The 13,139-nt window shown below is 41.4% G+C and carries 14 protein-coding genes; all 14 read right to left on the reverse strand.

Features of this window, described 5'->3' with window-relative positions:
- The 14 genes from QM874_RS08195 to QM874_RS08260 all read right to left on the reverse strand — a co-directional run bounded on the left by QM874_RS08195 (nt 1) and on the right by QM874_RS08260 (nt 13,007).
- The gene (locus QM874_RS08195) at nt 1-711 is read right to left on the reverse strand and encodes an ABC transporter ATP-binding protein (protein ID WP_414316908.1); all 711 of its coding nucleotides are present in this window, start codon (nt 709-711) and stop codon (nt 1-3) included.
- A 199-nt stretch (nt 712-910) separates the two neighbouring features.
- Nucleotides 911-1,705: a pyruvate formate-lyase-activating protein gene (pflA, locus tag QM874_RS08200; protein WP_414271191.1), complete on the reverse strand. Its 795-nt coding sequence runs from the start codon at nt 1,703-1,705 to the stop codon at nt 911-913.
- A 132-nt stretch (nt 1,706-1,837) separates the two neighbouring features.
- Nucleotides 1,838-3,091 carry a diaminopimelate decarboxylase gene (locus QM874_RS08205; protein WP_414316909.1) on the reverse strand — a complete coding sequence of 418 codons (1,254 nt, stop codon included), beginning with the start codon at nt 3,089-3,091 and terminating at the stop codon, nt 1,838-1,840.
- Nucleotides 3,092-3,168: 77 nt separating this feature from the next.
- Nucleotides 3,169-3,993, reverse strand: a complete 825-nt coding sequence (gene purR, locus QM874_RS08210; protein WP_414316910.1) for a pur operon repressor — start codon at nt 3,991-3,993, stop codon at nt 3,169-3,171.
- A 103-nt stretch (nt 3,994-4,096) separates the two neighbouring features.
- Nucleotides 4,097-5,038, reverse strand: a complete 942-nt coding sequence (locus QM874_RS08215) for a 3'-5' exoribonuclease YhaM family protein (protein ID WP_414271194.1) — start codon at nt 5,036-5,038, stop codon at nt 4,097-4,099.
- Nucleotides 5,028-6,284, reverse strand: coding sequence for a DNA recombination protein RmuC (gene rmuC / locus QM874_RS08220; protein WP_414316911.1), 1,257 nt, complete (start codon nt 6,282-6,284; stop codon nt 5,028-5,030). The genes QM874_RS08215 and rmuC overlap by 11 nt, the downstream gene beginning before the upstream one ends.
- A gap of 1 nt (nt 6,285) precedes the next feature.
- Complete coding sequence (locus QM874_RS08225) at nt 6,286-6,948, reverse strand: thiamine diphosphokinase (RefSeq protein WP_414316912.1); 663 nt, start codon at nt 6,946-6,948, stop codon at nt 6,286-6,288.
- Nucleotides 6,911-7,567, reverse strand: coding sequence for a ribulose-phosphate 3-epimerase (rpe, locus tag QM874_RS08230; protein WP_414316913.1), 657 nt, complete (start codon nt 7,565-7,567; stop codon nt 6,911-6,913). Before rpe ends, QM874_RS08225 begins: the two co-directional genes overlap by 38 nt.
- A gap of 10 nt (nt 7,568-7,577) precedes the next feature.
- A complete protein-coding gene (gene rsgA, locus QM874_RS08235; protein ID WP_414316939.1) occupies nt 7,578-8,456 on the reverse strand; it encodes a ribosome small subunit-dependent GTPase A in 879 nt (292 codons plus the stop codon).
- Between the two features lies 1 nt (nt 8,457).
- Nucleotides 8,458-9,330: a 16S rRNA (adenine(1518)-N(6)/adenine(1519)-N(6))-dimethyltransferase RsmA gene (gene rsmA, locus QM874_RS08240; RefSeq protein ID WP_414316914.1), complete on the reverse strand. Its 873-nt coding sequence runs from the start codon at nt 9,328-9,330 to the stop codon at nt 8,458-8,460.
- Between the two features lie 19 nt (nt 9,331-9,349).
- Nucleotides 9,350-10,060, reverse strand: coding sequence for a dimethyladenosine transferase (locus QM874_RS08245; protein WP_414316915.1), 711 nt, complete (start codon nt 10,058-10,060; stop codon nt 9,350-9,352).
- Nucleotides 10,061-10,172: 112 nt separating this feature from the next.
- Nucleotides 10,173-11,537 (reverse strand): SseB family protein, encoded by a 1,365-nt coding sequence (locus QM874_RS08250; protein WP_414316916.1) that lies wholly within the window; start codon nt 11,535-11,537, stop codon nt 10,173-10,175.
- A gap of 133 nt (nt 11,538-11,670) precedes the next feature.
- Nucleotides 11,671-12,234: a ribonuclease M5 gene (gene rnmV / locus QM874_RS08255; protein WP_414316917.1), complete on the reverse strand. Its 564-nt coding sequence runs from the start codon at nt 12,232-12,234 to the stop codon at nt 11,671-11,673.
- A complete protein-coding gene (locus tag QM874_RS08260; protein ID WP_414316918.1) occupies nt 12,231-13,007 on the reverse strand; it encodes a TatD family hydrolase in 777 nt (258 codons plus the stop codon). The genes rnmV and QM874_RS08260 overlap by 4 nt, the downstream gene beginning before the upstream one ends.
- Nucleotides 13,008-13,139 lie beyond the last annotated feature (132 nt).

Genomic DNA, 13,139 nt, shown 5'->3' on the forward strand with positions numbered 1-13,139 from the left:
TCACTTTCCTCCCTCTGTTAAACTAAAGAAAACTTCCTCCAGTGAAGAAAGATTTCTCATCACTTCTTGTAAAGTCCCTTTTATAAGAACTTTGCCTTTATTTATGATGACCACATCATCTGTCACTGCTTCCACTTCCGATAATATATGAGATGATAGCAAGACGGTCTTTCCTTCTTGAGCCTGTTTTTTTATAAACTCTCTAAACCACCGAATTCCTCTTGGATCCAACCCATTTGTCGGTTCATCCAATATCAGATACTGAGGATTTCCTAATAGAGCTGTTGCAATTCCCAAGCGTTGTCCTTCTCCTAATGATAATTTTCCAATTTTAGATTTTTTCTTATAGCTAATATCCACCATATCCAAGACTTGCTCAATTCGCTGGCTGGATAGCCCATTACTAGCAGCAACAATTTTCAAATGTTGATAAACAGTCCGATCATCAGGAGCTCCTACACTGTCAAATGAAGCTCCTACAGTCTTTAGAGGAAATTTTAATTCCTTATAAGTTTGATCTCCAATTTTGGCAAGACCAGATGTTGCTTTGTCTAATCCTAATAAGATACGTAAGGTTGAACTTTTCCCAGCTCCATTTGGACCCAAGAAAGCAGTCACTCTACCTGCTTTTGCTTCAAAAGAAATATCTTTTAAAATTTGAGTTTGACCATATGACTTACATAGATTTTTAATGGTAATACTTTGTTCCATGATGTTCTCCTATTCAATTTGTTGGTTTATCATTTTAAACAAGTATATATTAATCAATAATTTTCGGATTTTTTTCAGAAATTTAGATCTTTATAAAATCTGTGTTGTTATATAAATCATAAAAATTTTGTTTAATTTAATCTTATTTGTATTTATTTGTGTAAACTTAAAAGCCCGATGTTCCCATCAGGCTTCTTCTTCATCCATGTACACGTTTCATGTAATCTTGATAGCTTTCTGTGTCCATCAATTCCTTAGCGTTCTTCACACGATCTGCTGTTGGAGGTTTAACTCCTTCAAGGGAATATGGAATCCCAAGTTCACGCCATTTGAACTCACCCATGGTGTGGTAAGGCAAGATTTCAAACTTATCAACATTTTTGAGAGTTTTTACGAACTTACCAAGTTCAATCAAATCTTCATCTCGGTCTGTCAATCCAGGCACGAGAACGTGACGGATCCATACAGGTTTACCGATTTCTGACAAGTATTGAGCACATGCCAAGATGTTTTTGTTGGTTTGACTGGTCACAATCTTGTGTTGCGCTTCGTTGATTTCCTTGATATCAAGGAGTACCAAGTCTGTAACGGCCATCAATTTGTTGAATTTTTCCAGATAGCGTGGTTTATTACGGAATGGAAGGGCACAAGTATCCAAGGTACAGTGGATACCTTTTTCTTTTGCCTTAGTAAAGAGAGCAATCAGAAAGTCAATCTGCAAGAGAGCCTCTCCGCCACTGACTGTAATACCTCCCTTGGTTCCCCAGAATCCACGGTAACGGAGAGCTTCCTCTAGAACATCGTCTACTGTCCGTTCACGAGATTTATTGGTTTCCATAGCCCATGTATCTGGATTATGGCAGTACTGACAACGCATCTGACATCCTTGAAGAAAGACAATAAAACGAATCCCGGGGCCATCTACCGACCCAAAACTCTCTGTTGAGTGTACCATTCCTGTCACTTGTCCATAATCAATTGTTTCTTCAGTCATATCGTTCCCTTTCTTGAAACCGTTTTATAGCTTTATTATATCATGCCTGAAAAGAAAAACCACAGATTTTGCCTATTTTTTAGAAAACAATCTGTTTTTTACTTTCAACTTTCATGATTTTCAAAATATTTATTAATCCTTGTCAAAGTCAAACCCATAGAGAGTTGCAAAATAGTCCTCAGGGCGCTCTGCTCTACGGATTAGTCGAGCACCACCATCCTCTGTGTATAGAATCTCTGCCGAACGAAGTTTCGCATTGTACTGGTATCCCATAGAGAAGCCATGGGCACCTGTATCATGAATGACTAACAAATCACCAATTTCTGTTTGAGGCAGCTCACGATTTACTGCAAACTTATCGTTGTTTTCACAAAGTGAACCAACAACATCAACCACTTCAGTCTGACCATCAGGATGCATCATATTTGTAATGTGATGGTAAGCACCATACATAGCTGGTCTCATAAGATTGACAGCCGATGCATCTACTCCTAGATAGGTACGGTAGGTTTTCTTTTTATGAGTCACTTTTGTAACGAGAATGCCATGGGGTGCCAACATAAAGCGACCTAGTTCTGTATAGATTTTAACCTGACCAAGACCTGCTGGTGTGAGGACTTCTTCATAAACCTGACGAACTCCCTCACCAATCAAAGCAATATCATTAGGCTCCTGGTCTGGGCGATAGTTGACCCCGATACCACCAGAAAGATTGATAAAGTCCAGCGAAATGCCCAGCTTTTCTTTGATTTCTACTGCCAATTCAAAAAGCTGACGTGCTAATTCTGGATAATAGAGGTGGGTCACTGTATTGGAAGCTAGGAAGGAATGAATCCCAAAGGTTTTAGCCCCCTTTTCCTTCAAGATGGCAAAGGCTTCAAAGAGCTGTTCCTTAGTCATCCCGAACTTAGCTTCACCAGGACTATCCATAATATCCGTTCCTAGTTCAAATACGCCACCAGGATTGTAACGGCAAGAGATAATCTCAGGAATTCCTGCCGCACGCTCTAAATGCTCAATATCTTCGAAGGCATCCAAGTTAATGGTAGCTCCCAATTCACTGGCATAAGCGTACTCTTGGTCTGGAGTGTTATTGGATGAGAACATCATGTCTGAGCCTGCAAACCCAAGCTTGTGACTCATTAAAAGTTCGACATAACTAGAACAGTCCACTCCACAGCCTTCTTCTTGTAAGATTTTCAAAATAGCCGGTGTCGGAGTCGCCTTGACAGCAAAGTATTCTTTAAAGCCCTTATTCCAAGAAAAGGCCTTGTTTACTGCGCGTGCTTTCTCGCGGATTCCCTTCTCATCATAAAGGTGAAAGGGAGTCGGGAACTCGGCAACAATTTTTTCCAAGGACTCACGGTTAATAAATGGTGTTTTCATAGGTCAGCTCTCCTTTACATCGACTGGCAAAGAAAGGCTGGGACAACCGTTCCAACCTTTGTATTTTAAGTTATTTCTTATTTTTCTGTATCGAAGATATTTCCAACTTCAACTTCAATTTGTTGGTTCTTCACATCAATATTTGTGACTCTCAAGAGTGACTTGTAGTCGAACTGTTGTTCACGATCTTCCTGTGCATTATCAGCAAAGACAGCTACACCAGCCAACTCTGAATCAAACTCAGACAAGAGGCTAATCATACCGTTAATGGTTCCTCCACCCTTCAAGAAGTCATCAACGATCAAGACACGACTTCCTGCTTTGAGGCTACGTTTTGAAAGGAACATCTTTTCGATACGGTCACTAGAACCTGAAACGTAGTTGACACTTACAGTTGAACCTTCAGTGATTTTCAAGTCGCGACGGACAATGACAAATGGTACGTTGAGGACATTTGCCACTGCGTTTGCAAGCGGAACCCCTTTGGTCGCTACCGTCATAACGGCATCAATCTTCTGATCCATAAAGCTCTTAGCAATAATGCGACCGATATTTTTCAAAATAGCTGGAGTGCTCAATAGGTCAGATAAATAAATGTAGCCACCCGGAAGAATACGGTCACTCTCTGAAAGTTTATCACGAAGCTCTTCGATAATCGTTTTAGACTCAAGGGTAGAGATCGATGGTGTAAAAATAACACCACCACCAGCACCTGTCACCGTTTGAATATGACCGATTTCAATTTCTTCGAAAGCACGTTTAATGATGACGATATCTTCTGAAATAGAAGACTTGGCAGATTCATACTTTTCTGCAAAGGTGTTGAGACTGGTTAATTTGTATGGATTGTTGATCAAGTAATTGGAAATCACAACCATCCGATCACTTCTTCTTAATTTCATTATGCATTTACCATTCTTTTTTATTTAGTCTTTTTCTCATTATATCACACTAGAGTTAAAAAAACGAACTTTATTACCTAAATAAAGCTCATTTTTTTAGTTTCTAGTCTAATTTTGGCTTATAAAAGGAACGATTGTCCATGGCAAAGACCTTATTGGTCATTTCTCCCTCATCAACTAAGGCGAGAGCCGTTGACATCATCATCATACTTGCGTCCAGATTGTCAATCATGTGAATGATTTCTGCCTCCATGATTCGTGGACGAACAGGGCTTCCGTACTCAAGGAGACCATGGTGACTGAGAATGACATGGCGAAGAAGGACAACCTCTTCTTTGGTATCATCGATTCCAAGCTCCATAACTGCTTTTGTGATTTCACTGTCAATCAAAGCAATATGTCCTAAAAGATTTCCTCTTACTGTGTACTCAGTTTGGTCAGGTCCTGTCAACTCGATGACTTTGGCTAGATCATGAAGCATGATTCCTGCATAGAGTAAACTTTTATTGAGTTGAGGATAAACATCTCCTATTGCATCTGCCAAACGTACCATGGTTGCTGTATGGTAGGCCAGGCCTGTTTCAAAGGCATGGTGGTTGGTTTTGGCGGCTGGGTAGGAATAAAACTGCTTGTCGTACTTGGCATAAAGACTTCTGACGATACGTTGCCAGATAGGATTTTCAATTTTGAAAATCATCTGTGACATATACTCACGAATCTCTTTGGCATCAACTGGAGATTTAACCTTAAAATCAGCTGGATCATTGGGTTCCCCAGGCTGAGGCAGACGAAGAGTAATTTGATTGACCTGAGGGGTGTTATTGTAAACCTCTCGGCGGCCTTGCATGTGAACAACCTTACCTGCAGTGAAGGCTGAAACATTATGTGGTTGGGCATCCCAGAGTTTTCCTTCGATTTCCCCACTATCATCTTGGAAGGTAAAGGCTAGGTAGTTTTTCCCAGCTCGGGTTTGTCTAAGATCAGCTGACTTGATTAGGTAAAAACCTTCAAAATGCTCATCTTTCTTCATGTGACTAATCTTCATATTCTTCCTCATCTTCTTGGAACTGGAGTAGATCAAGCGCAGGCTCACCTTCTGACAATTCAATATGTCGGAGCGTTCGCTCGATAGCTGTAGTACGACGATTTAATAAATCATCAATATTGCCAGAGGCATGTTGGAGATGCTTTTGTGCCTTGACCAGAATACCTCCAAACTTGCCAAATTCGGTTTTGACACTAGCAAGGGTTTTACTGATATGGTCAGCACTCTTTTGGATATTAAGAGTCTTGAAGCCAACTGAAAGGGAGTTGAGAAGGGCAGACAAAGTACTTGGTCCTGCAACGATAATCTGCTCCTCCCGTCTCAATTCATCAAAGAAAATTGGATTGCGAACAATTTCTGAATAGAGACCTTCTGTCGGAACAAACAAAACTCCAAAATTTGTTGTCCGTGGCGGTGCCAGATACTTGCTCTTGATATCTTTAGCAAAACGTTTAACACTTGCTAGGAGAGACTTACGACAGCGCTCAATCTCTTCCTTATCACCTGCTTCATAAGCTTCTTCCAGGCGGTAATAATCCGCCAGTGGAAACTTAGAGTCAATCGGTAGGTAGACATATTCTTGGTCGCCTTGTCCGGGCAACTTGATGGCGTACTCGACTCTCTCACTCGAATTTTCAACCGTTGCAAATTCTCGTTCATACTGGGCAGGTGTCATGATATCTTCAATAATCTGTCCCAGTTGCAATTCTCCCAGAATACCTCGAGTCTTAGCTCCGGAAAGAACTTTATTTAGCGCACCGACATCTCGCGCCACCGTCTGCATTTCTCCAAGGCCACGATTGACAGATTCCAATTGCTTGGAAACTGTCTCGAAGGAGGCTTGTAAACGTGTCTGCAAAGTCTTTTCTAGCTTTTCCTCGACCGTTTGGCGCATCTGTTCCAAGCGTTGCTCATTTGATTCCTGCAAGGCTTGGAGGCGTTGGTCAGTCTTATCTCTGGTTTGGAGGAGGTTTTCATTCATCTCCTGTCGAACCTGAGTCAGACCTTGGTGCAATTCGATTCGCACCTCCTGCAAACGGTCGCTGACAGCCACTTCTAAGTCCTTTTGATCTAGCTGACTAGCTTGTCTGGCTTGTTCAAATCGATAATCTAACTGGTCTGAGAGATTATCTGCCTGATCTTCTAAACTCTTGGTCAAATATTGCTCCTGCTTGTCCTGCCTTTGCCAAATGAGAAAGAGGCCGGCTAGATTAGCAACTAATAAAACAACAAGTAAACTTTCCATCCTACCTCCTATCTTTGCTATGCAAGACGACCACATAGCCATCTGGGCAAGTCACCGAAACTTCCCTATCTATATATTCGTTAGAAGCGTAAACTTTCTTAAAGAAAAAATTCTCCTCTGTCAGTTCATACTTGGCACCAAGAATGGTCAGCTGACTATCCCGAACTGGCATAAAGGCTAGATAATCGTAGTCCGACCGTGGTTCAAGTTGGCTGGTCCCTTCTGGACAGTAACGAATCAAATTTTGTCCATCCTCAATCTCTATTTGGTGCATGTAAGGCGCCAATTTAGGATTGCTAGGCAGAAAGACATTAGCCAGCATATGGTCAATGCGACCACCCAGAGCACCGAAAATAGTGATCCGAGCTTGAGGATTTTTTTCAAAAATAGTGAGAAGGGCTAATTCCAAATCGGTATCGTCTTTTTCTGGTTGGGCTTGAACAAACTGCTGGGCACGTTTTTGAATCAACTGACGTTCTTCTACAGTCACAGAATCAAAATCCCCAACGGCTAGATCAAGAGGAAGTTTTTCCTCCAGTACCCAAAGTGAGCCTCGATCCACACCGACGAAGCAATCAAAATCTGTTCGATAGTGACCACGGTCTCCACCAGCAAAAACTGCAACTCTAGTCCAGTTCTTTTCTGAGAGCTTGCACTCGTTCATTGACATCTCCCTTAAAGACATAGGATCCTGCTACAAAAACTGTAGCGCCAGCTTCTTTGGCTAGAGCAATGGTTTGATCATCAATCCCACCATCGACTTCGATTTCAAAGTTCAAGCCTTTTTCCTCTCGAAGGGCCACCAACTCACGAATCTTATCCATGGTTTCAGGCAGAAAAGCTTGCCCGCCAAATCCAGGGTTAACCGTCATCACCAAGACTTGGTCAACTAAGTGAAGAATGTGCTTGATAGCCTCAACGGGCGTTCCAGGATTAATGACAACTGAAGGCTTGACCCCTAATGAACGAATCTTTTGGAGAGCGCCATGGATATGAGGTGTTGCCTCAACATGGATGCTGATAATATCCGCTCCCGCACGCGCAAAGTCCTCTAGATGATGTTCAGGGTTAGATACCATCAAGTGGCAATCAAAGACCATCTTGCTATGAGGGCGAAGGCTTTCAACCACACCTGCACCAAAACTAATTTGGGGTACAAAGTGACCATCCATAATATCGATGTGGGCATATTCTGCCCCAGTTGCTTCTAGGCGTTTAATTTCACGTTCAAAGTTGGCATAATCCGCTGCCAGAATTGACGGAGCAATCTTGTATTGAGACATAGGTTTCTCCTTATTTTGGAATTTTTTTGCTGACTTTTTTATAGGTTTCTCTGCGATTTTCAATCTCACTGAGGAATTGCAGGTAGTTGTCAAAACGGAAGGTAGCAATGATCCCCTCTTCTACTGCTGGTTTGACCGCACACGACGGCTCATGAGTATGGGTACAAGTGCGGAACTTACAATCACGACTGACACTAGCAATCTCTGGAAAAGCCTGATTCAGGTCTTCTGCTGTTGTCACTTCATAATCCAGCGATGAAAAACCTGGTGTGTCTGCGATTTTTCCACCATTGAGATTGTAAAAACTAACCGCTCGAGTGGTGTGACGACCACGACCCAGACTATCAGAGATTTCTCCCGTCTCTAGATTGAGGTCAGGTGCGATTTTATTAAGAAGGGTTGACTTACCAACACCTGTCTGCCCCATAAAGACTGTCACCTTGTTTGTCAATAGCGGCAAGAGCTCTTCCTTACCAGTCACAAAGTCGTAACCAATAGCACCATAGGTCTGCTCGTAAAAATCCAGTTCTCCCCCATCTTCCAGTAAGTCCATTTTGGAAATATAGACGATAGGATGAATGCCCTTGTGTTCTAAAAGGACCAAGAAGCGATCCAACAAGTTGCTATTAAAGTCAGGTTCTTTAACAGACATAATGACAACGGCCTGGTCAATATTGACAATGGGTGGGCGAACCAGACTATTTTTTCGTTCATGAATCTTGAGAATATAACCTTCGGAATTTTCCTCCGCAGAAAAATCTACCCAATCCCCAACATAGGGTGTGTGGCCTTTTTTACGAAAATTCCCACGCGCGCGTGTTTGATAAACATGGCCATCACTCTCCACATAGTAGAAACCCGCCAAAGCTTTAATGATTTGTCCCTGCATCTTAGAGTCCTTGTCCTTTAAGTGCATCTGCTAAACTAGCAAATTCCGCCAAGCCCAGAGCTTCTCCACGTACAGATGGTGACAAGTCTGCTTGGTCCAAAGCCTTGGTCAATTTATCCTTGATTTCTTCAGTCTTCCCAAAGTAACCCGTCAAGTTATTCCACAAGGTCTTACGACGATGGGTGAAACTAGCCTTGGAAACTTTAAAGAAGAAGTTCTCATCTTTTACTGCTACAGCTGGTTCTGGACGGCGTACCATTTTCAAGATAGCCGAGTCCACGTTTGGCGCTGGCACAAAGACCGTACGAGGTACGATAAAGGCAACCTTGGCCGTCATATAATACTGAACTGCAATTGACAAGCTACCGTAAGCCTTGGTATTTGGCTGAGCAGAGATCCGATCTGCCACTTCTTTTTGCATCATGACGACAAACTCACTAAAAGGAATGCCACTTTCAATCAAGTGCATGAGAATAGGAGTTGTGATATAGTAAGGCAAGTTGGCTACTACCTTAATAGGCAGGTCAGGGTTTTTAAAATTCTGGATATGTTGCGCTAGGTCAACTTTTAGAATGTCCTCATTGACTACGGTCACATTGTCAAAATCACGCAGGGTATCCGCTAGGATTGGCACCAAACGGTGATCAATCTCAAAGGCCATGACTTCAGCTGCACGTTCAGCTAGAAATTCCGTCAAGGCACCAATCCCTGGCCCGATTTCGATAACATTGACTTGATCATCAATCTCAGCCGTATCCACGATTTTTTGAAGGATATTGGTATCGGTCAAGAAATTTTGCCCGAAGGATTTTTTAAAGGTAAAACCGTGACGCTCCAGTACTGCCTTGGTCACGCTATAATCTGCAATTCTCATTTATTCTCTTTTCTAATTATTAGCTAAAAATAATATATAGAAACAACATAATTCCTGCCAACAAAATCCAAAATACAAATAGAACACGATGTTTGTTCCCTTTTGTATCGGCTCCAGTCATATCAAGCTGTTTTTTATCTTCTTGGGGGTTCATTTTCTTCAATTCATCCTGATATGCAACCGAATCTAGAATATTGTCTTCTGGTAATAATTCTGAAGCGTAATAATCAGGAAAGCCCATAGCAAGGCCTATTAAGTTCTCATCCGTTAGAGAAAAATCTAAATCTTTGGGTTGATTTTCCCGAATAGCTCGGATATTTTTTAACAGTTTATCAGCGACTACAGAGACTTGGTCCATAAAAACTACATCCAAAAGATCAAATCCTAACACATCACCATCTTTTACGTTTGCAAGAATATAACGAACAAAGGCATCATATAGTTTCAAGGCTTGTGGGACATTTTCTTCTAAAAAAGACCGATTTTGGAGGGCGTTTTGCTGAAATTTTTTAATAGAAAGCAAGATATCTACATTCTGCTCTTGGTAAAACTTTTCTGCTTGCTCTTCATCTTCTTCGAGTTTTTCTGCTGTTTCCCAGAGAGCAATAGGAGCTTTTAAATCTTCTTCATCCCAAAACAATTGCCAAAAATAAGGTATTGTGTAAATTCCCTCTGTTAGAATACGGGCTTCATCTCCGTTTTTTAAGTAAATATAACTTCTATTTGCCATATCGTTTCCTTTCACAATCTTTGAAAAAGGTTACTGATTCAAGTAAGTGTGGATAAAACTGTACAGTTCCCCAATGTACAAAAACTTTCTAATCTTGAGCTCTTCCTTCTTGTTACTCACTAAGTTTTTGCATGTCTCTAAAAGCTGTTAGGCTAACATAGGCACCCGCTTCATAGTATTCCGTTGGGTTTATAGCATAGTCAAAGCCTTCAATCATGCCTCCAGCTTCTTCAATCATCCCATTCCATTTTTCATCAAAAACCATTCTCAGACGTTTCCAATCAGTAAATACTGGAATTGAATTTCGGCCATCTTTTCCTTCTCTAATGGGAATGTTAAAGTTAGCGTCTTTTTCCAAAACAAAGGAATTTCCTTCTGAATTATCCTCTGGGAATCCTGATGTTGCATCTAATGGAAGCAAGAATTTTGCTTTAGGCATAGCCATAGAGAAGAACTTGTAGTAAAGCCCATAAACTAGTTCTTGCTCTTCTGTAGTCGGTTGGTCCATCTGCCCCATCAAGAGCATCCATCTTACCAGGTCAGGATTCATGACAGGAACTTGTATTTCTGGCAAATTAGAAAAATCTGGTTTTTGAACCAAGGCTGAGGCACTGATGCTGACTTCCTTGGAATTAAAGATTGCTCCCATGGCACCGTTTAAGTAAAAGGCTGTCCCAAGGAAATTCTCAATTCCTTTTTTATCTTCCGTATTTTCAATCAGTTTTACGACTGAGGTTGGTCGGCTGTCAATGGTTTCCTTGAATTGGCGATACCAAGATGGTGTCAAAAGCATAATCATGGGATCAGTACACAGATAACCTTCCTCACCTCTATCATAAGTCGTTGAAAAGAGGTAAGGTTCGCCTGTTTTTTCTGAATAAACTACATAAACTGAATCTGCTGCTAACAACTTGTCCTTGACGATTTCCGCTAGACGTTCCAACTTGCGAGTGTTGGCTTGATAGCTTTCTTCACTTTCAGTTTCCTGATTTTGACGGCATTTCCATAAAAAGAGACGTAAAATCTCTACGCTGTCATCAAGGCTAGCTGCCAAATAGTCTTCATTAGTCAATTGCCCCTCTTGGATGGCTACAAAAGCACGATAAAGAGCATCTGAATAGCTAGATAATTTTTGCTCTTCCTCAACACCTGAACTAAAGAGTACACTTCCTTTTTTCAATTTATCCAAAGAAGGATTCCTATCAACCACTAGATGGGCAAGAACTTCATCAGTTAGACTATCTGCATCTTTGTTTTGACTGCTAAGTTTTTTAACCTCTACAGTACCAAGACTTTCCATTCCTTGGTCGGGATTGCAAAACTGCAACTGATCTCCAACCTTGATACTACCTTCTAGACTCCCAACAATCAATAATTGATTCGTTTCCTTCATCGGGAACAAATCTAGAACACCCACGCAAGCATTGCCTTTCGCCTCTTCTGCTTCAGTCTTTTTCAAATAGTCAAAGATTCCCATAACTTTTCCTCATCATCTCCACTTAGCACAATTTCTATGGAGTCACTTTTCTAATGCTTGCTACCAAGCCTGATTAAACCGTTTATGATTACTTCTATTGTATCACATTCCCTCCACATTTTGGGGGAGTTTCTCAATTCTCATACGATTTCATAACATCTTCAACTTCATCTAAACTGATCCCAAATAACTCTAAACGTTTAAGGAGTTGTTTCCCATTGGAATAACCGATACGAAGACTTTCTCCTAGATATTCTCTGCGTTTTCGGCTATCTGCTCCGGCTAGAAAACCAAGGCGAATCAAGTCACTACGGCTAATATCAAAGTCACTTTCTACTTTAAACTGCTCAGTTACTTGTTCTAGTGCTGTCTTCAAGTCTTCGTAGCTAGCATGCTCAATTCCTAGAGAACGTCCCTTGGTCTTAGATTTTGGCACTGCCTCATCACGTTTGAGAAAGGCGTGCTGAACTGTCGGAATGGCCGTCATAATCATCCGACGAATGCGTTCCCCGTTAAAATCGGGATCTGTAAAGACAATGACTCCATGACGCTCATGTAAACGTTGGATTCGTTCAAGATCCTGCTCATTGATAGCCGATCCACGAGTCTCATAGGTCTCCACATCAAAATAACGTTTAAGATTGGCCGTGTCATCGCGTCCTTCAACTACGATGACTTGGGAAATTTTCTCTTTCATGATTTACTTTCCAATCCAAAGATGCCTTCTGCATTGGTACTTGTCGCAGCTGCCAAATCTTCTGTTGTCATATCACGCAAGTCCGCAATAAAGTCTACTACATAGCGCGTGTAAGCTGTCTTATTTTCACGCCCACGCTTGGGTACAGGGGCTAGATAAGGTGCATCTGTCTCTACCAAAATTTTATCCAAAGGTAACTCTTTGGCAGCTTCCTGAATATCTGTCGCCTTCTTGAAAGTCACCACCCCAGAAAAGGAAATAGCCATACCAAGCTCCACGAACTTCTCCGCCCAATCCAAAGAACCAGAGAAGGAATGCATGATGCCGCCACAGGGACCGACTCCTTCACTTTTGATAATCTCATAGGTGTCTTCTAGCGCATCACGGGTGTGAACTACAAAAGGTAAGTCCAGTTCCTTAGATAGCTGAATCTGACGACGGAAAACTTGTTCCTGCACTTCCTTAGATGCCGTCATCCAGTGGTAGTCCAAACCAATCTCCCCCAAGGCAACAACTTTTGGATGTTTTAGTTTTTCTAGCAAGTAAGACTCCACTTCCTCTGTGTATGTCCCTGCTTCCGTTGGATGCCAGCCAATCGTCGCATAGAGTTGATCATACTTGTCCACTAGTTCAAGAGCACGCTCAATAGTCGGTTTGTCAAAACCAACAATATTCATCCGAGTTACACCCATTTCAGCCGCTAAAGTAAGTTCTTCTTCTTCACGCCCCAAAAATTCTTCCACATTCAAGTGGGTATGAGTATCAAAAATCATTTATATTTCCTTCTCTTTCCTCAATGTTCCTTAACTGCCCAAAAAAGCCATGTAACATAGCTTAATTATAACATAACTGCATAACTTCCTCATGTTTCTTTTATTTATATATCTTAAATAGACAATTATACA

Source organism: Streptococcus infantis, assembly GCF_047463615.1.
Lineage (GTDB): Bacteria > Bacillota > Bacilli > Lactobacillales > Streptococcaceae > Streptococcus > Streptococcus infantis_X.